18 protein-coding genes are annotated in these 18,470 nt (G+C 37.8%); all 18 read left to right on the top strand.

From position 1 onward, the window contains the following. Nucleotides 1-83: 83 nt before the first annotated feature. The 18 genes from IGJ11_RS07290 (at nucleotide 84) to IGJ11_RS07205 (ending at nucleotide 18,289) form a co-directional block, all read left to right on the top strand. The gene (locus IGJ11_RS07290) at nucleotides 84-2,291 is read left to right on the top strand and encodes a glycoside hydrolase family 3 N-terminal domain-containing protein (RefSeq protein WP_251849152.1); all 2,208 of its coding nucleotides are present in this window, start codon (nucleotides 84-86) and stop codon (nucleotides 2,289-2,291) included. A gap of 10 nt (nucleotides 2,292-2,301) precedes the next feature. Further along, complete coding sequence (locus tag IGJ11_RS07285) at nucleotides 2,302-3,654, top strand: PTS sugar transporter subunit IIC (protein WP_010719011.1); 1,353 nt, start codon at nucleotides 2,302-2,304, stop codon at nucleotides 3,652-3,654. 13 nt (nucleotides 3,655-3,667) lie between these two features. Further along, complete coding sequence (locus IGJ11_RS07280) at nucleotides 3,668-4,555, top strand: ROK family protein (RefSeq protein WP_207432043.1); 888 nt, start codon at nucleotides 3,668-3,670, stop codon at nucleotides 4,553-4,555. Next, nucleotides 4,545-5,909 (top strand): glycoside hydrolase family 1 protein, encoded by a 1,365-nt coding sequence (locus tag IGJ11_RS07275; RefSeq protein ID WP_251849150.1) that lies wholly within the window; start codon nucleotides 4,545-4,547, stop codon nucleotides 5,907-5,909. Before IGJ11_RS07280 ends, IGJ11_RS07275 begins: the two co-directional genes overlap by 11 nt. Before the next feature lie 4 nt (nucleotides 5,910-5,913). After that, nucleotides 5,914-6,888, top strand: coding sequence for an alpha/beta hydrolase (locus IGJ11_RS07270; protein ID WP_063627196.1), 975 nt, complete (start codon nucleotides 5,914-5,916; stop codon nucleotides 6,886-6,888). Then, the gene (locus IGJ11_RS07265) at nucleotides 6,889-8,589 is read left to right on the top strand and encodes a DUF4091 domain-containing protein (protein ID WP_207432047.1); all 1,701 of its coding nucleotides are present in this window, start codon (nucleotides 6,889-6,891) and stop codon (nucleotides 8,587-8,589) included. A 349-nt stretch (nucleotides 8,590-8,938) separates the two neighbouring features. Continuing rightward, nucleotides 8,939-9,622 carry a DUF1538 domain-containing protein gene (locus IGJ11_RS07260; protein ID WP_010737694.1) on the top strand — a complete coding sequence of 228 codons (684 nt, stop codon included), beginning with the start codon at nucleotides 8,939-8,941 and terminating at the stop codon, nucleotides 9,620-9,622. Continuing rightward, complete coding sequence (locus tag IGJ11_RS07255; protein WP_010719018.1) at nucleotides 9,619-10,392, top strand: DUF1538 domain-containing protein; 774 nt, start codon at nucleotides 9,619-9,621, stop codon at nucleotides 10,390-10,392. The genes IGJ11_RS07260 and IGJ11_RS07255 overlap by 4 nt, the downstream gene beginning before the upstream one ends. After that, nucleotides 10,389-10,766 (top strand): P-II family nitrogen regulator, encoded by a 378-nt coding sequence (locus IGJ11_RS07250; RefSeq protein ID WP_010719019.1) that lies wholly within the window; start codon nucleotides 10,389-10,391, stop codon nucleotides 10,764-10,766. Before IGJ11_RS07255 ends, IGJ11_RS07250 begins: the two co-directional genes overlap by 4 nt. Nucleotides 10,767-10,900: 134 nt before the next feature. Further along, a complete protein-coding gene (locus IGJ11_RS07245; RefSeq protein WP_010737691.1) occupies nucleotides 10,901-11,572 on the top strand; it encodes a hypothetical protein in 672 nt (223 codons plus the stop codon). A 54-nt stretch (nucleotides 11,573-11,626) separates the two neighbouring features. Beyond that, nucleotides 11,627-12,064 (top strand): hypothetical protein, encoded by a 438-nt coding sequence (locus IGJ11_RS07240; RefSeq protein ID WP_034698189.1) that lies wholly within the window; start codon nucleotides 11,627-11,629, stop codon nucleotides 12,062-12,064. A gap of 9 nt (nucleotides 12,065-12,073) precedes the next feature. Further along, nucleotides 12,074-12,742 (top strand): 2,3-bisphosphoglycerate-dependent phosphoglycerate mutase, encoded by a 669-nt coding sequence (locus IGJ11_RS07235; RefSeq protein WP_207432051.1) that lies wholly within the window; start codon nucleotides 12,074-12,076, stop codon nucleotides 12,740-12,742. 54 nt (nucleotides 12,743-12,796) lie between these two features. Continuing rightward, entirely contained in the window at nucleotides 12,797-13,420 is a 624-nt protein-coding gene (locus tag IGJ11_RS07230) for an HAD-IA family hydrolase (protein ID WP_207432533.1), read from the top strand. 50 nt (nucleotides 13,421-13,470) lie between these two features. Further along, on the top strand, nucleotides 13,471-13,866 hold the full coding sequence (locus IGJ11_RS07225) for a DUF1149 family protein (RefSeq protein ID WP_010719024.1): 396 nt from the start codon (nucleotides 13,471-13,473) through the stop codon (nucleotides 13,864-13,866). Nucleotides 13,867-14,081: 215 nt separating this feature from the next. After that, nucleotides 14,082-15,473, top strand: coding sequence for an L-cystine transporter (locus IGJ11_RS07220; protein ID WP_010719025.1), 1,392 nt, complete (start codon nucleotides 14,082-14,084; stop codon nucleotides 15,471-15,473). Between the two features lie 239 nt (nucleotides 15,474-15,712). Next, entirely contained in the window at nucleotides 15,713-16,084 is a 372-nt protein-coding gene (locus IGJ11_RS07215; RefSeq protein WP_010719026.1) for a VOC family protein, read from the top strand. Nucleotides 16,085-16,385: 301 nt separating this feature from the next. Continuing rightward, complete coding sequence (gene trhO / locus IGJ11_RS07210; RefSeq protein WP_207432053.1) at nucleotides 16,386-17,327, top strand: oxygen-dependent tRNA uridine(34) hydroxylase TrhO; 942 nt, start codon at nucleotides 16,386-16,388, stop codon at nucleotides 17,325-17,327. Nucleotides 17,328-17,557: 230 nt separating this feature from the next. Then, nucleotides 17,558-18,289 carry a metallophosphoesterase family protein gene (locus IGJ11_RS07205; protein ID WP_010719028.1) on the top strand — a complete coding sequence of 244 codons (732 nt, stop codon included), beginning with the start codon at nucleotides 17,558-17,560 and terminating at the stop codon, nucleotides 18,287-18,289. Nucleotides 18,290-18,470: the final 181 nt, after the last annotated feature.

The raw sequence follows: 18,470 nt of genomic DNA, 5'->3' as shown, positions 1-18,470 counted from the left end.
GTATAAACGCTAATTTTTTTATATAAAAATCGTTTTTTATTCTTTATAATCTGTTCTATAAAGCGGTTACAAAGGAGGCGCCGATGGAAACAGATCAGTTACAAGCTTTGTTTGATCGATTATCTGTTCAGGAAAAAATCGCACAAACGATCCAACTGAATGGAAGTATTCTATCAGAAAATGATGTGATGAATACTGGGCCAATGGAAGAATTAGGATTACCTCAAGAGTTAGACGTATTTGAGATTGGCTCTATTTATAATATCAACGATCATCAAAAATTAAAAGAACTACAAACAAAAGTTTTAGCAAAAAGTAAACACAAGATACCCATGTTGTTTATGTCAGATGTCATCTATGGGTTTCGGACAATTTTCCCCATACCTCTAGCTCAAGCTGGTTCTTACGATTTTGAGTTAATCCAACAAGCAGCTAAGTTAACAGCAGAAGAAAGTTATTTAAATGGCTTACATGTCTTGTTTTCACCAATGTTAGATTTAGCGCGTGATCCACGTTGGGGGAGGGTTATGGAATCTCCAGGCGAAGATGTTTATACGGCGAAAGAGTTTGCAAAAAGTATCGTCAATGGTTATCAGGGAGATAGTGAGACAAAAATTCCAGAAAAACATGTAGCCGCATGTCTGAAGCACTTTGCAGCTTATGGAGCACCGGAAGCAGGACGGGAATATCAAGCGGTAGATATGTCCCATCAACGGCTTTTCAATGAATATCTACAGCCTTATCAAGCAGCAATTGAAACAAAATGTGAATTAGTAATGACTGCTTTTAATTTGTTGAATGGAGTTCCTGCAACTGGAAATGAATGGTTGAATCGAGAGATTTTACGTTCTCGCTTTGGTTTTGATGGCGTATTAGTTTCAGACTATGCAGCAATCAAAGAACTGATTCCTCACGGGTATGCCAAAGACGAAATAGATGCAGCCAAAAAGGCACTCATTGCAGGTGTTGATTTAGACATGATGACTTCGATTTATGCCAATCACCTGTCTGAATTAGTACAAGAGCCACGATTTATGCAACTTCTCGATGAAGCGGTGTGGCGTATTTTAATGCTAAAAAATAAATTGGGCTTATTTGAAAATCCTTATCGTGGCTTGGAAGAAGTGAATACTGGAGAAATCTTAACCGAAAAAGCTAAAGAAGCAGCAGTCAAGTTGGTTGAAAAAAGTTGTGTTCTTTTAAAAAATAATGACACACTTCCATTAGTACCAAATCAAAAAATTGCTGTGATCGGTCCATACGGCGAAAGTCCTCTCACTTTAGGTTTTTGGGCTTCAGTCAGCGGAAAGCCACAAGATACGGTTACTTTGAAGGAAGGATTGAGTCGCCATTTTGCGACAGATCACTTAATGTTTGCTAAAGGATACAATTTATTCGATTCTTATGATGGGTTTGGACCTCTGAAAAAAGGAATGGAATTATTGAATGGGCCAATTGCAGAAGAGGAATCATTAATGGAAGAATCTTACCAGATTTCTCAAAAGGCTGATGTGATTGTATTAACATTTGGCGAACAATTTCTCGAGAGTGGTGAAGGAGCTTCTAAAGCTCACTTACAGATTTCAAAAAAACAACAACGTTTGATCAAAAAATTACATGAATTAAATAAACCAATTATAGGCGTACTATATACCGGTCGACCGCTAGTCATAACGGATATAGAAAAATATTTCGATAGTTTATTACTTGTCTGGTTTCCTGGAACGATGGGTGGGATCGGAATCGCTAATTTACTTGCTGGTAAAGTCAGTCCTTCTGCTCGTCTATCGATGACGTTTCCTAGAAGTGAAGGACAACTACCGATTTATTATGCTCAGACCTCCACAGGCAGACCAATCTCAACAAGCAATCATTCTGAGCGTTTTGTCTCAAAATATATCGATGAATCCAATGATCCGCTATTCAAATTTGGAACGGGAATGAGTTACGCCTCATTCGAAAGTCAATTACTGAGAAGTGAGCAAAAAGACCAATTTATTGAGATCAATTATTTAGTGAAAAATCGATCGGATGTTTCAGCAGAAACTGTGACACATGTTTATCTTCATCAAGAATATGCTTCGATTGTCCAACCGGAAAAACGATTGGTCAGCAGTCAGCGAATCTATTTAGAAGCAAATCAAGAAAAGCAAGCAAGAATCAATATTCCAATTTCTGACTTAGCTATCTTTGATAATAATGGAAATAGTTGGATAGAAGAAGGTGTCTACCATTTTTATTTAAATGTCGACGGGTTAGAAAGTGTTACCACATGGGAATATAAACAATAGGGGGATTACGATGGAAAAATTAGAAGCGTTTTTAGGAAGTAAGTTATTACCGTTATCGCAAAAATTACAACAAAATAAAGTGTTAGCTGCTTTGATGGAAGGGTTTATTCGTACGAGTCCAATCACTTTGGGGATTGCGCTGATTACGATCGTAGGGAACTTCCCAATTCCTGGTTGGATCGATTATTTGACTTCATTAGGTATTTACCCACATGTAGAAGCTATTACAAATGGTGCAACTGGGGTATTTTCATTGTATGTCGTTTATAGTCTGGCTTTTTCTTATGCAAAACAACTGGGGACGAATGAGCGAAACGCAGCAATTATTTCTTTAGCTAGTTTTGTGATGTTGATGCCTCAAACTGTCGCAACAATGGCTATGCAAAATGGAGAGGCTGTAGACTCTACGATTGCAGCATTACGCTTAGATTTCTTAGGCGGACAAGGCTTGTTTATTGGAATGATCGTTGCGTTAGTGGTTACTCAACTTTATGCTTATCTATCGAAAAAAAATATTGTGCTTAAATTACCAGATAGCGTACCTCCGATGGTTACGCAATCATTGGCACCGGTCTTTGTTGTAACAATCATCTTTGTCCTTGTATTTATTCTGCGTATCTTATTTGGTTTGACAAAATCTGGCTCGATTTTTCAATTCTTTATCGATGTGATCAATGCACCGCTTAACGCGTTGGTTGCTAGTCCATTATCAATTATTATTATCATGGAAGTATTAGCTGTCCTTTGGTTCTTTGGGATTCACAACGCAGTTTTACAAGGACCATTAGGAGCAATCAGTATGACGATGGTTGTCTCAAATATCGCAGCTTTCCAAAAAAATGAAGCTTTGCCTTACTTGATTCCTTCTGTGATCTACATGGGAATGTACGCTGCAGGCTTCATGGGATTTGTGACGTTCTTTATGATTCGTAGTAAATCTGCCAAAATGAAACAACTTGGGAAATTATCCGTGATTCCTGCCATTTTCAACATTACGGAACCCTTGATGTTTGGTATGCCGATTATTTTAAACCCATTGTTTTTCATTCCACAAGTCTTTACACAGTTGATCGCAGGCTTTGTGACGTGGGGATTAACCACAACCATTTTACCGATTTCATTGAACCCAATGATAAGTTTATTGCCTTGGACGACACCAACTTTTGTTAAGATGCCACTTTCTGGTGGAATAAATTATACAATCTTGATGGTTATTTGCATGGGTATCGGGATCTTGATGTGGTATCCATTTATCAAGATTGCTGACAAAAAAGAGTATGAATTAGAATTAAAAGCAGAAGCCGAAGCTAAGGAAGCAAAAGAAAAGATGGCTGGTGTGATTGCAGAAGAAGTTCAAGCATAATGGAGGAGAGCAAATGGTCGTTTTAGGGATTGATATTGGAGGGACGATGATCAAGACCGCTCTGATTTCTCAGAATGAAGTTTCTTTTAAAAAGCGTTTTCCAACACCTTCAGACAAAGAGCAATTTCAACGATTATTATCACAAATGATTCGTGACTATCAAGAAATCCAATCATTCCATAAAATTGCTTTTTCAGTACCTGGATCGGTTGATCAGTCTGGGACAGTTCGCTTCGGCGGTGCTGTTCCTTATCTGGATCAACTCCAATTGCAATCGTTTTTAGAGTTGGAGAATTTCGAAGTGTTCGTTGAAAATGATGCCAAAGCTGCTACTTCCTGTGAAATCAGATATGGCAATTTAAAAGGGATCCAACAAGGCGCAGCAATTATTTTGGGAACTGGAGTTGGCATGGGCATTTGTATCAATGGACAGCTTTATAAAGGAACGCACATGCAAGCCGGTGAAATTAGCTTTATGATCCGTGATCGTCAGATTACTGGTCAAAACTCGTTTGTAGGTATGGGTCTGTCGGCTGTTTGGTTGATCAAACAATTAGCTGAATTATTAAAAGTAGACAACGAGGGCGAACAGGTCTTTGCTGCCTTAAAAGACAGTGAGAATGAGTCAGCCAAAGCTTTATTTCATGATTATTGTAAACAGGTTGCTTTTCTTTGTTTCAATGTTCAAACGCTGCTAGATGTTGAAAAGATCGTCATTGGTGGAGGAATCAGTCAACAAGAATATTTGATCCAGACAATTCAACAAACTTATCAAGAGCTGTTTACAGTAGCACCAATCATCAAAAAAACATTACAACCAATGACGATTGAAGCAGCAAAATTTCAAGCAGATGCCAATTTAATTGGTGCGGCCATAAAGGAGAATGAAGATGAAAAATAAATTTCCAACAGATTTTTTATGGGGAGCTTCTACCAGTGCTTATCAAGTAGAAGGCGCTTGGAATGAAGAGGGGAAAGAACCATCTGTTCAGGATATCAAGTCTATCCCAGAAGGAACGACTGATTTTAAAGTTGCCTCTGACCACTACCATCGATTGGAAGAAGATGTCCATTTATTTAAAGAGTTAGGACTAAAAGCTTATCGTTTTTCGATTTCATGGAGTCGCGTAATGCCTAATGGAAAAGTGAATCCAGCTGGTATTGCTTTTTACAAACGTTTGATTGAGTTATTGAAAGAAAATGATATCCAACCAATCGTAACTGTTTTCCATTTTGATTTGCCTGCGTCCATTGCCGAAAAAGGTGGTTGGGAAAATAGAGAAACGATTCAAGCTTTTGCGGATTATTGTCAGGTATTATTTGACCATTTTGGGCAAGATGTTCCACTTTGGCAAACAATCAATGAACAAAATGTCATGGCATTGGCTGGTTCTGTAATTGGGACAAGTAATAAAAGTATGAAAGAAAAATTCCAAGAAAACCATCATATGTTAGTCGCACAAGCCCTCGTGACCAGTAATTACCACAAAGGAAATTATAACGGCAAAATTGGACCAGCACCTAACATCGCCAGTGTGTATCCTGCTTCAGATAAACCAGAGGATCAGATGGCCGCTTTATATATGAGTGCGCTTAGAAATTGGCTCTTTTTAGATGTTGCTGTTTTTGGAAAGTACAATCATAATGCTTGGCATTTATTAGAGAAGATTGGTGCGGAACCAGTGATTACTGCAGAAGATCAAACGATTTTAGCAGAAGGAACAGGAGACTACATTGCTTTTAACTACTATAATACAATGACCGTCTCCAGTTATTTTGCCAAAGAACAAAAAATAGATCAGCAATCCGGTTTTGGGATTCCAGGATTCTTTCAAACAGTCGAAAATCCACATTTACCAATGACGGAATTTGGCTGGCCTATTGATCCAGAAGGGTTTCGTTTTACTTTAAATGAAATTTATTCTCGCTATCGCTTACCACTCTTGGTGACAGAAAATGGGATCGGTGCATCAGAACAACTCATTGACGGGAAAATCCATGATGATTATCGAATTGATTATTTACATCAACACATCCAGCAAATGGCTTTAGCGATTGAAGATGGCGTTGAGGTGATCGGTTATTGCCCATGGAGTGCGATTGATTTGATCAGTACCCATGAAGGAATCAATAAAAGGTACGGATTTATCTATGTCAATCGGACCGATGAAGAGTTACTCGATTTAGCACGGTATAAAAAGGATAGCTTTTATTGGTATCAACAAGTGATTGAGGAAAATGGCTTAGGAGAATGAAGCAATGAGAACAAAAGAAATTATTTTTGATCGCAAGGCAAATACCGGTCTCAAGCTTTACTTACAAGAAGAATTGTTTGAATCGCAGCCAATCGAAAAACGTCCGTTTATTTTAGTAATTCCTGGGGGTGGGTATTCTTTTTGTAGTGAAAGAGAAGGGGAACCGATCGCATTAAGCTTTCTGTCAAAGGGCTATCATGCAGGTGTTTTACATTATCATGTAGGAGAACATCGTCATTTTCAAAAAGCATTGTCTGATGGACAAAAAGCAATGGAATTACTTCAAGAATGTGCGGAAGAATGGCAGATTGATCGTCATAAGATTGCGGTCATTGGCTTTTCAGCAGGTGGGCATTTAGCAGCAGCCATGTCGACAATGTTAGCGACTAAACCCGCTCTATGTTTATTAGGTTATCCAGCTATCCTCTCTTCTTTTTCAGAGGTCATGGGTATTTCGGCTCCTTCTTTGGAAGAATGCGTGACGAGTGATACGCCGCCGACGTTTTTATTCTCCACATTTGAAGATTCGATCGTTCCTATCGAAAATTCCTTACTATATTTACGTGCGTTAGAAGAAAATGATGTTCCTTTTGAATCACATATTTTTCAAAAAGGACCTCATGGTCTTTCTTTGGCAACTAAGTGGTACCGCACATCTGATGAAGTGACAGACGAACGTTTTGCTCGCTGGTTTCCATTTGCGATGGAATGGATGGAATCACAGTGGGAAGAACAAGAAAAAGGCAACGAATTATCGACCAGAGAGATCATCGACATACCGATTTTTCAACTCGTAAAAGAGGCAGAAAATCAGCAAGTTCTCCAACGATTTTTCCCTAGCTGGCAAGATCCTAGTCGTTTCAAATTAGTAAAAAGACTTAATTTAAAGCAATTACGGCGAATGATTCCAGATCAAATGACGAATGAACGATTTGAACAATTGATCGATGGATTGAATCGACCAAAGGAGGAGCATTGAATGCAAGCTTACCTTGTCCATGAAAGTTATAAAGCGACCAATCGTCTGACGGCTGAACAGCCTCAGGAACTTACGGAGTTAACTTTTTATAAGAACAGTAAAAATGCTTGTCAGTTACTACTTCATGACGGGCGAAAAAACCATTTCGTACTATCGGATGAATTTTCGATACCAGATGCTATTGAGATACCGATTTATCGTATCGCTATCGAATCCTCGTTACCAGTAAAAGCTCAATTTATTGACTATTATTTAGGCAACGAAGATATATTGTATGCTGATAAGTTGTTAGAACAAACAGTGAAAACTTATTCAGGCGATCGTTATGCGCCAATTTATCTGGAATTTCCTTTGGATACTGAAATCAAGTCTGGCAGCTATTCACTAGAAATAACAGTTTACCGTTCATATTTGACAGCCGGTGACGAAGAAGTAGTAACGAAAAAATTAATGATTGACGTTTCAGATTATTGTTTTCCAGATAACGTGACTCAGAAATTTAATTTGGACATCTGGCAACAACCGTCTAATTTAGCGAGAAGTTTTCAAGTCCCACTTTGGAGTGAGACTCATTTCCGATTGATTCGCGAAATGGCTGCCAGTTTAGCAGCTATTGGGCAAAAAGCGGTAACGGTGATCGCAGGCGAGATCCCTTGGAAAGGTTGGTTCAATTATATCGTCAAAGACTATCCAGCGAATCTCTATGAGTATTCAATGATCAAAGTCAAGAAGGATCTCAAAGGAGAATTGACGTGTGATTTCACCATTTTAGATCGCTATCTTCAAACGATGGCAGAAGCAGGTATCGATCAAGAAATCAACGTCTTTGGTTTGTTAGGTGTGTGGCAAGTACCATTCTTCCCATTGATCCAACAGTTAGATTACCCTGAAAAAATTGTGGTTCGCTATTTTGATGAAGCCTTGCAAAAGATCGGATTCATCGAAAACAAAAATGAATTGAAGTCCTATTTCAACCAATTATTTGAGCATTTCAAAGAGATTGGGGTATGGGACAAAGTCAGAATTATCTCTGATGAGCCGAAGATTCACGAAATAGACACCTTTAAAGCTTCATTAGCAGAATTAAAGTCAGTGGATACTAGTGTTCAGATAAAAGTCGCTTTTGATAAAGAAAACGTCTTGGAACAATTGCTGCCAGATGTCGATTTTCCGGTCACTTCTTTTTATTGTACGTGCAACCATTATCAGCAGTTAACACAAAGCCATCCAGGAAAGACACAATATTATATTTGTAATTATCCTGATCGTCCGAATACCTTTTTACACAGCTCATTACTAGAGACTCGTATCCAAGGAATTTTAGCGCATTGCTTCAAAACAGATGGTATGCTACGTTGGGCATATAATTGTTGGCCAGAAAATGTGCGAGAAGATATCCGCTATAATACTAGTTCGTTACCGATCGGTGATACTTGTCTCATTTATCCTAGCTATTCTGGACAGTTATTGTTGTCTTTACGTTACAAACAATTGCAAAGAGGAATTGAAGATTTTTACTTGGTCAAAGAAGCAGTGAAAAAGAATTCGATTGTCACACAACAATTGTTAGATGCATTTCTAGGCAGCAGCGAACCAAAAGAATGGATGCAAGATAGCCATACAAGCAACCAACGTTTGTTTAATCAACAGGCAGACGAATACGAAGCATTTCGAAAACAATTGATTGCTTCCTTGTCTTAGAGCTGAGTACTTGTTTTGTGGTTACTTCCCACAGGTGAAACAAGAAGAGACTCTTAGTTCCATACGCTTTTTGATCACCTTGCTAAACAACATGCCTTTCTTTTAAAATCAAGCCCCAAAATTTGAAAAGTTCGTTCTGATTTTTCATTCTTGATTTGAGGCATTGTTGCTTATAACATAAAGAGAAGCCAAAGGAGCCGAAACCAAGTTTGATTTTCGCTCAATTTGGCTTCTTTTTACGGTAATGTCATATTTGAGTATTTTTTTATTGAAAAAAATAACAGCGTTTACCTGTTCTGCTCGTAACTTGTGAAGGAATCAGGTAAAATAGAGTAAAGGAGGAGGATATATGCTAAAAAATTTAAAAGAAGTTGTTATCGCCATTTTACCAATGACACTTTTAATTGTTATTTTAACTTTTATTTTCGCACCGCTTGACTCAGATGAAATGATTTCTTTTTTGTTTGGGGCAGGGATTATGATGATTGGCATGACACTATTTTTATTTGGCGCCGATTATTCGATGATGGAAGTCGGGCGATTAGTGGGAAAATATATGATCAAAAAGAAAAGTCTCACAATCCTCATTGCTTTAGGATTTATGATTGGAATTGTAATCACGATCGCAGAACCTTCCGTTCAAGTGTTGGGACAACAAGTCAATCAGATTTCTGAAGGAAAGATTGGCCGAGTTTTGTTAATTGGAATTGTAAGCGTTGGCACAGGTGTCTTTTTAGCGTTTGCTCTGTTGCGGGTTGTCTTCAAATTATCTTATTATCAATTGATGGCGATTGGTTATGTTGGTGTATTAGTTGCTTCATTTTTTACAAGTAATGAATTTATGCCGATTGCTTTTGATTCTGGAGGTGTTACGACTGGACCGATTACTGTTCCTTTTATTCTAGCATTAGCTGGCGGACTGACTAGTATGATTCGTCAAGAAACGAGTGCCAATGATAGCTTTGGGATGGTTGGGATTGCATCTTTAGGTCCAATTCTGGCAGTAATGATTTTAGGGGTGATTTTTCAATGAAGATAGTCCAAGAATTATTCTCGGGGATAGAAATCATTTCCTATGAGGTGTTAATCGCCATATCGCCGATCATACTATTATTCTTAGTCATGAACTTCCTGAGCTTTCAGATGAGTAAAGAACGTTTCTGGGCTATTATCAAGGGTTTTTTGATCACTACTGTCGGATTGATCTTATTCCTGCATGGTGTCGATCTGGCTTACGTTCCTGTTGGACAACATCTAGGTAGTGTACTTGCTAGTTTAGAACATAATCAGCTTTTGATACCTTTAGGGTTCTTGATGGGGTTTTTAGTTGGTTTCGCAGAACCAGCGATCCATGTCATGGTTAAACAAGTGGAAGAATTGAGTGAGGGAAGAATCAAAGCAAAAATCATGTTAGCAGTCATCTCTATTGGGATTGGCTTAGCAGTTGGGTTATCTATGTGGCGTTTATTAGTTGGTTTTTCTCTCTACTATTTTTTGATTCCAGGATATGGCTTAGCTTTCATTTTAGGACGCAAGGTTGATAAAATTTTTCTTGCTATGGCATTTGATAACGGAGGGGTAGCGACTGGCCCCATGTGTTCCACGTTCATTTTATCGATGTGTGTGGCAATCGCCACGCAAATTGAAGGAAGAGATCCGATTATTGATGGATTTGGAGTGGTGGCTATGATTGCATTGACGCCCATATTATCGACATTGGTTCTAGGCTATATCTACAAAAGGAAAGATGAAAAAGATAAACAAGCTAAACACAAATTACAACAGTTGGAGGGAAAAAAATGAAAGATCCTGTAGCGTTGAATCTGAATATGATCGTCACGATTGTTGATGGGGGAATGGGGTACGAAGTGATTAAGTTTTCAAAAACCGCCGGAGCAGCTGGAGGTACGATACTCCATGGGCGTGGATCAGGGATTCATGATTCTAGTAATTTTTTAGGTCTGGAAATCTCACCTGAAAAAGATATTGTGTTAACCCTCGTACCTGATAGTTTAACCAATCAAGTCATGGAGACGATTGGTCAGGGAATCAACATTGATGTTCCAGGCAATGGTATCTGTTTTAGTATTGATGTCGATAAAGTCATTGGGATCACTAAAATCCACCAATATCGGGAAGTGATCGAGATGAAAGAATTGATGGAAAAAGAGGAGTGAACCTGCAATCGCTCAGGTGGTTTCATTGTTTTAAGGAGAATTTGATGAATTACTAAATTTTTATGAAACCCTCCTCTTTTACCAGACAACTTTTTAAAAATATGCTATGTTAAAAATGATAAAGGGGGAGAAAAATGAATTTTTTAGTGGTGCTAAAGGATCAAGTCATCAACCGTTCGACCTTTCTTTATGTTCAGTTAAACAAGGGGAAAACTTTGTTGCATTTTTCGCCAGAGTTTCATTTAGAAGGTCAAACACTAGGAGAAATCTATCAATCAGAAGGGTTAACTGCACTTTTGCTCTTTTTTAATAGAGAACTTGATTTACCTGTGAAAGATTATCTTGAGCTTTCATTGACAAGTTGGGATCAGGCAGTAACAGAGCTATTTCCAAATGGCTTGATAATCAAGGAGAACGGCCAGTTGATACAGTTAACGGTCAGTGAACTTCAAAGACAAATGCGTTATAAAATTGATGAGAAAGATTCGTTTTCAATTTTTCAACGGCAACAAAAAATCTTAAAAAGTTTTTTAAGTGAAATTGGTAAAAAACGCCATTTATTAAAGACAACTCAATTATTAAAAAAATATCCTGATTTAGTTCATACATCGATTCAATTAACACAATTCTTAACGCTGATTCGCCGATTTGTTCGCTTGAAGGAAGTGCCTTCTAGAAAGCTCACGTTACCGTTAGCGGATACATTTCGTGTCGTCCAAAGAGCGCAGGAAAAGAAAGTCATCGTGATTGACTTTATGAAGAATCGGAATGCACTTCATCAATTAACAATGGAAAAAGCGAATTAAAGCTTTTTCTTTTTGCTTTTTTTTGCCATAATAAGAGCAACAGGAGGAGTTACGATGGCACAAATTTGGTTAAGACGCTTGATTGAATACAAAAGAAAATACAACCAAGTGATGCAAGGACGTTATGCAACATTTGATTCGTTGAACCGAGTATTGTTGATTCTGGCACTATTCTTTCGTCTGTTTCAATTTTTACTTCCTTTTTCAATCGGTTATTTCTTATTTTGGGGATTACTCGGTCTGATCGTATTTCGATTGTTATCGAAGAAAATCTATGTAAGAATAAATGAAAATCGTAAATTCATCGAAAAATCGAATCAAATAAAATTATGGTTTTCTCAGTTGAGAAAGCCAAAAAATTCAAAGAAAGTGATGGAGTACACGTTTTTTTCTTGTCCTACTTGTCACCAAAAGCAAAGAGCGCCACGAGGTAAAGGACGAATTCGAGTGACTTGTCAAAAATGCGGTACCCAATTTGAAACGAAAGTCTAGGTGAAGAGGATGAAGTTAGTCTTATTACGACATGGTGAAAGTGAAGCCAATTTTCAAAATTATTGGACTGGCTGGTTAGATGTTGCGCTAACTGAAAAGGGGATGCAACAAGCAACGGAAGCTGGACGAAAAATGAATGAGCAAGGATTGGTTTTTGATATCGTTTATACATCTGTACTAAAAAGAGCAATTAAAACGTCACAGTTAGCTTTAGAAGAAATGAATCAATTGTATCTTCCCGTCCAAAAAACTTGGCGGTTAAATGAACGACATTATGGGGCATTAGTTGGTAAAAATAAAACGGAGATGAAAAAAGAATATGGCGAAGAACAAGTCAAAAAATGGCGTCGTGGCTATCGAGAAGTTCCGCCACTCGTATCAGAAAACCATTTTGATCGACGCTATGATTCTTTAGATCCACGTTTGCTCTCCCATGGTGAAAGCTTAGAGATGACAGTTGAGCGCGTGGTTCCTTTATGGCAAGATGAACTTGCACCACACTTATCAGCTGGTAAAAATGTCTTAGTGGTTGGACATGGGAATAGCTTACGTGCGTTAACGAAATACTTAGAAGATGTACCAGAAGATCAGTTGGATACGATTGATATCCCGAATGCGCAACCGATCCAATACACTTTAAATAAAGAGTTAGAAATCCTCGGAAAAGAATTGTTATAAGAGGGACATGTTTTGTGGGAATATGAATAGATCTAAAGGAAAGAAGTTACGATGATAAAAAATTATGTTTGGGATTTTGATGGAACATTATTTGATACTTATCCAGCCATGGTCGATGGAGCGCTTCAAGCAATGGCTACGTTAGGTATCTTAGCGGATCAAGAAACGATTTATCCGATCATGAAGAAATTTTCCACCCGTCAACTAATCAAAGAATACCAATTACCAGAAGAACAATTTACACCCTTGTTTCATCGTTATGAAGCAGCGAGTCAGAAAATTTCCAAGCCTTTTGCAGGCACCCAAGAAGTGTTACGATCATTGAAAAGCCAAGGTGCAAAGCATTTTATTTTGACCCATCGACTCTCAACCTCAACATGGGGATTACTTGAGCAGTTTGATCTAGCTGATTTAATTGAAGAAGTCATTGGGATTGATCGGAATTTTCCTCGTAAGCCAGCGCCCGACTCATTAAATGATTTGATCCAAAGACATCAATTGAAAAAGTCGGAAACGATCATGATTGGTGATCGTCGTTTAGATATAGAAGCTGGTAAGAATGCAGGAGTCTTGACTTGTTTGTATGATATTGATCATTTTTTACAAGATATTCCTGCCGATTATGTTGTAGATGATCTCTTAAAAATCCTTGATATCAAGGAGAAAGCAATAAAATAGTATCCTCTTTCAAAGTGAGGTATGTTATAATTTGAATAAGGAGTGATCAAATGGAAATCAAAAGACAAAAAGAAGTAGTAGAGGCATTTCACTATGATTTTAAAAGACCTGATCAAGAAGTTGAAACAGATTTAAAAGTAGGATTTTCTCCTCTGAAAGAGACGATTGAGAACTATCCGAAAGAACACAGTATCGTAGGGGCACGTTTAGAATTTCGCTTAGTCTTTGATACATATGTTTTATCAGGAAGCGTGAGTCAAATTAACCATATCCTTAATCGAAAGATTGAAGGACAAAATGATGTCACACAAGAAGAAGTGGATGAGCTAGTTGCGCCATTATTTGACATCGTCAAACGAATGGCCTATGAAATAACTGAGATTGCATTGGATCAACCAGGCGTGAAACTAAATTTTCAATCTGAAAAAGAAGAAAACGAAGCATAAAACGTGCTTAAAACCAGTAGTGATAGACAAAAGCTATCACTACTGGTTTTTTTCTATTACTAATTGTAAGCAAAACGAATGTATTTTTTACATAAATAGTCTAGAATGAACGAGTCGCTGAAAAAAATATTTTCAGGAAAATGATTGAAGAATCATTTTCGGGAACCTTTACTTCCTTAGATGGACTTGTCATTAAAAATTAGAGGAGGAGTAAAATGACAACACTCATCACAGTTTTAGTGGTTCTAGTTTTTGCGGTATTATTATATGTTTTTTATCGCATGCAAAAGCGCCATGCAAAATTTTCAACAAGGGTTTATACAGCTCTAGCTATCGGAATCGTATTTGGTGGCTTATTACAATTGATTTTTGGAGTAGATAACCAAGTCATCAGTCAATCAATGGAATGGATCAATATCGTAGGTGAAGGCTATGTCGGCTTCTTACAAATGCTGATTATGCCATTAGTATTCGTCTCGATCGTTGGCGCATTTACAAAAATGAAAGTTTCTGAAAAATTAGGTAAAATCAGTGCAACAGTATTAACCTCACTGCTTGCAACAACAGCAATTGCTGCATTGATTGGAATCGGTACAACCATATTATTTGGTCTTCAAGGAGCGAAGTTTACCGAGGGCGCAGCAGAAACAGCTCGAATCTCGGAATTAGCCACTCGCCAAGAGAGTATCCAAGGATTAACGATTCCGCAACAAATATTATCATTCATCCCTAAAAATGTTTTTGCTGATCTAGCTGGTACACGTGCAACAAGTACGATCGGTGTTGTGATTTTTGCTGCATTTGTCGGGATTGCTTATCTAGGAGTCAAAAGAAAAGCACCGAAAGAAGCAGAATTTTTTGCCAATTTGATTGATAGTTTATATAAAATCGTTATGCGTATCGTTACCTTAGTTTTACGTTTGACTCCATATGGCGTCTTTGCGTTGATGACGAATGTGATGGCTACTAGTGATTTTGTTGCCATTATCAATTTAGGAAAATTCGTACTTGCTTCATATGTTGCTTTACTAGCAGTCTTGATTGTTCATTCATTGATCTTGCTTTCAGTGAAAGTCAATCCGTTTGACTACTTTAAAAAAGCTTTTCCAGTATTGAGCTTTGCTTTTACTTCACGTTCAAGTGCAGGGGCATTGCCATTGAATATCGAAACACAGACCAAAGCGTTAGGTGTGGATGAAGCAACAGCGAATTTTTCAGCCAGCTTTGGTTTATCAATTGGGCAAAACGGCTGTGCAGGTGTGTATCCAGCGATGCTAGCCACGATCGTTGCTCCAGCTGCTGGAATTGATGTTTTTAGTATTGGCTTTATCTTGATGTTAGTTGCAATCGTCACGATCAGCTCATTTGGTGTAGCCGGTGTTGGTGGCGGCGCAACGTTTGCTTCATTGATCGTCTTAGGGGCGATGAATTTGCCAGTTGCCATCGTTGGCTTAGTTATCTCAGTAGAACCATTGATTGATATGGCTCGAACAGCAACGAACGTCAGTGGCAGTATGGTTGCCGGGATTGTCACAAGTGCTAGAATTAAGGACTTGGATCGTGAAGCAATCAAAGATGATTCAAAAGTCATTGATGTCAATGCTTAGTTATAAGCCAAAAACAGATTTCGTCTTTGAGACGGGATCTGTTTTTTTTATAAGCGATTGATACAGGGAATCTATTTTATTCCGAAAAGTGAAAACGAGATTCCATCCACTCCAAAAACTATGACAATAAGGGCAAGTATAAGAGTATAAAGATGGAGTGAAGATAGCTTTTCCGATCTCCGTATGCTAAAATAGTTAAGCTTATGACTTCTAAAACGAAGAAATGTAGGAGGATTTACATGTTTACCAATGAAATGAAAATCATGTTATATGTTGATGATGTGAAAAAAAACGTTGATTTTTGGACTGCGGTTGGATTCAAAGAATTAGATCGTCAAGAAATGGATGGCACATTGGTTGTAGAAATCGCCCAATCAGAGAAGGCGACTACTTCACTTGTCTTATACGATCGGGAATTCATTGAACAACATTCCCCAGAAGTTGCTGGAAGTTCCCCATCCTTGATGTTTTATAGCGATGATATTTTTGATTTATATAAGAAAATGCAAGCACAAGGTACGGTATTAGGCGAATTAGTCCAGTTAGGTGAAGAATACGTATTTAATTTTGCCGATCCTGATGGTAATTATTTTGCAGTAACAGGGAAATAAAGAAATGATTTGAAGGTAGTCTTTAGACACTCATTCTACTAGTAGTTAAACAGGTCATGTTTAGCGACTAGTAGAGTGGGTGTTTTTCACTTGGTAGAACCTAGTTTATGTAAAGGGTCATTCCATCGTTGAGGTCATCTTATTCCATCTTTTATGTAGTAAAGTTTGCCTAAATTAAAAAACGATAATTATATTATGTTAACTGAAGAGTTTGAACATAAATACACAAGCATAAATATCGTCAAACGAACCTTACTTTTTTTATACTATTCTGGAGAGAAGAGAAGGAAGGAAAGAAAACATGGATTACCAAGTATTACTTTATTACAACTACACAAACATTGAAGACCCAGAGCAATTTGCAAAGGAACATTTAGCCTTTTGTAAATCGTTGAATTTAAAAGGAAGAATCTTAGTTGCCAAAGAGGGTATCAATGGCACATTGTCTGGAACGATCGAAGAAACTGAAAAATATATGGCGATGATGCATCAAGACGAGCGTTTTGCTGATACATTTTTTAAAATTGATCCAAGTGAAGGCCACGCATTTAAGAAAATGTTTGTTCGTGCACGACCAGAACTTGTTTCTTTGAAATTAGAAGACGATATCGATCCTCACGAATTGACAGGAGATTATCTCTCACCAAAAGAATTCAAAGAGGCAATTTTAGATGAAGATACTGTTGTCATTGATGCCAGAAATGATTATGAGTATGATCTAGGACATTTTCGTGGGGCTGTTCGTCCTGATATTAGAAGCTTTAGGGAACTCCCTAAATGGATCCGTGATCATAAAGAAGAATTTATGGAAAAACGAGTGGTTACTTATTGTACTGGCGGGATTCGTTGCGAAAAATTTTCTGGTTGGTTAGTCCGTGAAGGCTTCAAAGATGTTGGTCAACTACACGGCGGGATCGCAACTTATGGAAAAGACCCTGAAGTTCAAGGAGAATTGTGGGACGGTAAGATGTATGTGTTTGATGAACGTATTGCGGTTGATATCAATCAAGTGGATAAACGAATCGTAGGCAAAGATTGGTTCGACGGTAAGCCTTGCGAACGCTACATCAATTGTGGCAATCCTGAATGCAATCGTCAGATGTTGACTTCTGTTGAAAATGAAGAAAAACATTTAGGTTCTTGTTCGATCGAATGCGCAAAACATCCACAAAACCGCTACATCAAAGAGCATCAACTGTCTGAAAAAGAAGTAGAAGAAAAATTAGCTGCTTTTTTTAACTAGCATTTAGTGACAAGCTGAAAAATAAACATAGCAGGAGAAGCTGTTCTCCAATCAGCTAGCTCTAGTTGAGCGCTGAGTGAACAAGGGATTTCCTTTGCTATCTTTATTTTTGGCTTGTCTTTTTTTCTTTTTATTGAGAAAATCAGTATAGGAAAGGGAAAAACCTTTTCGATAAGTGTAAATCTATGCGAAAGATACGTTATACTACAATGGAAAGGGAGAGTTTCATCATGAAAAAGTGGGTGTATGCGATTGGCGATGTTCATGGAAAATACGATCTCTTTAAAAAATTGGTCAACGAATTTGATCCATTAAATCATCAATTAGTATTGATGGGGGATTTGAATGATAGAGGCCCTAACACGAAAGAATGTTTTTTACTAGGTATGCAACTAGTCAAAGAAAATAACGCGATTTATCTTCGAGGAAACCACGAAGAGTACTTTTTGCAGTTCCTCCAAAGTCCTGAAGACTGGTATGAGCCCTATTTACGGAATGGTGGCAAAGAAACATTTGACAGTCTTTTACACCCTGGGTCAACTGAAGAGTATTCGCCCACAGAGATTGCGTTGATGATTCGCTCACGATATGGCGAACTGATTGATTTTTTATGTGAGCGGCCGCTTTATTATGAATGGCATAATTATCTCTTTGTCCATGCAGGGGTTGACTTAACTAAAAAAGATTGGCATGATACAAACCCTCATGATTTCATCTGGATCCGCGAACCTTTCCATGAAGGTAAAAATAATACAGGAAAAACAATCGTTTTTGGTCATACCATTACCCCTATGCTACACGGAGATATGGAAACGACAGATTTATGGATTCACGATAAGAAAATCGGAATTGACGGTGGAGCAGTCTTTGGTGGATCGATGCATGGTGTGGTTTTTGATGAAACTGGTATCGTTCAAGACATTGAGTATCAAAACACTGAAGGACCGTGGCAAGGAAATTAATGGATCAGGATAACAGTACATGATTCCTTATAAAAGTATTGAGGAAACTCAAATTCCTCAACTATTATAGGGGATTTTTAGTGTGATTGATTTGTTTTGCTAAGAGCTGCTATAAGTACTGTTATCAAATATGATAAAATAAATAAGTATGTGAGAAAATCCACCATTTTTATTTAGAAAC

This window comes from Enterococcus sp. DIV0691, assembly GCF_051711145.1.
GTDB classification, from domain to species: Bacteria; Bacillota; Bacilli; order Lactobacillales; family Enterococcaceae; genus Enterococcus_B; species Enterococcus_B hirae.
Note: the sequence above shows the minus strand (reverse complement) of the source record. Positions and strands in the feature narration are given on the sequence as shown.

Coding starts and splice junctions, on each gene's coding strand:
- IGJ11_RS07290 (WP_251849152.1), top strand. CDS start 84: ATGGAAACAGATCAGTTACAAGCTTTGTTTGATCGATTATCTGTTCAG.
- IGJ11_RS07285 (WP_010719011.1), top strand. CDS start 2,302: ATGGAAAAATTAGAAGCGTTTTTAGGAAGTAAGTTATTACCGTTATCG.
- IGJ11_RS07280 (WP_207432043.1), top strand. CDS start 3,668: ATGGTCGTTTTAGGGATTGATATTGGAGGGACGATGATCAAGACCGCT.
- IGJ11_RS07275 (WP_251849150.1), top strand. CDS start 4,545: ATGAAAAATAAATTTCCAACAGATTTTTTATGGGGAGCTTCTACCAGT.
- IGJ11_RS07270 (WP_063627196.1), top strand. CDS start 5,914: ATGAGAACAAAAGAAATTATTTTTGATCGCAAGGCAAATACCGGTCTC.
- IGJ11_RS07265 (WP_207432047.1), top strand. CDS start 6,889: ATGCAAGCTTACCTTGTCCATGAAAGTTATAAAGCGACCAATCGTCTG.
- IGJ11_RS07260 (WP_010737694.1), top strand. CDS start 8,939: ATGCTAAAAAATTTAAAAGAAGTTGTTATCGCCATTTTACCAATGACA.
- IGJ11_RS07255 (WP_010719018.1), top strand. CDS start 9,619: ATGAAGATAGTCCAAGAATTATTCTCGGGGATAGAAATCATTTCCTAT.
- IGJ11_RS07250 (WP_010719019.1), top strand. CDS start 10,389: ATGAAAGATCCTGTAGCGTTGAATCTGAATATGATCGTCACGATTGTT.
- IGJ11_RS07245 (WP_010737691.1), top strand. CDS start 10,901: ATGAATTTTTTAGTGGTGCTAAAGGATCAAGTCATCAACCGTTCGACC.
- IGJ11_RS07240 (WP_034698189.1), top strand. CDS start 11,627: ATGGCACAAATTTGGTTAAGACGCTTGATTGAATACAAAAGAAAATAC.
- IGJ11_RS07235 (WP_207432051.1), top strand. CDS start 12,074: ATGAAGTTAGTCTTATTACGACATGGTGAAAGTGAAGCCAATTTTCAA.
- IGJ11_RS07225 (WP_010719024.1), top strand. CDS start 13,471: ATGGAAATCAAAAGACAAAAAGAAGTAGTAGAGGCATTTCACTATGAT.
- IGJ11_RS07220 (WP_010719025.1), top strand. CDS start 14,082: ATGACAACACTCATCACAGTTTTAGTGGTTCTAGTTTTTGCGGTATTA.
- IGJ11_RS07215 (WP_010719026.1), top strand. CDS start 15,713: ATGTTTACCAATGAAATGAAAATCATGTTATATGTTGATGATGTGAAA.
- trhO (WP_207432053.1), top strand. CDS start 16,386: ATGGATTACCAAGTATTACTTTATTACAACTACACAAACATTGAAGAC.
- IGJ11_RS07205 (WP_010719028.1), top strand. CDS start 17,558: ATGAAAAAGTGGGTGTATGCGATTGGCGATGTTCATGGAAAATACGAT.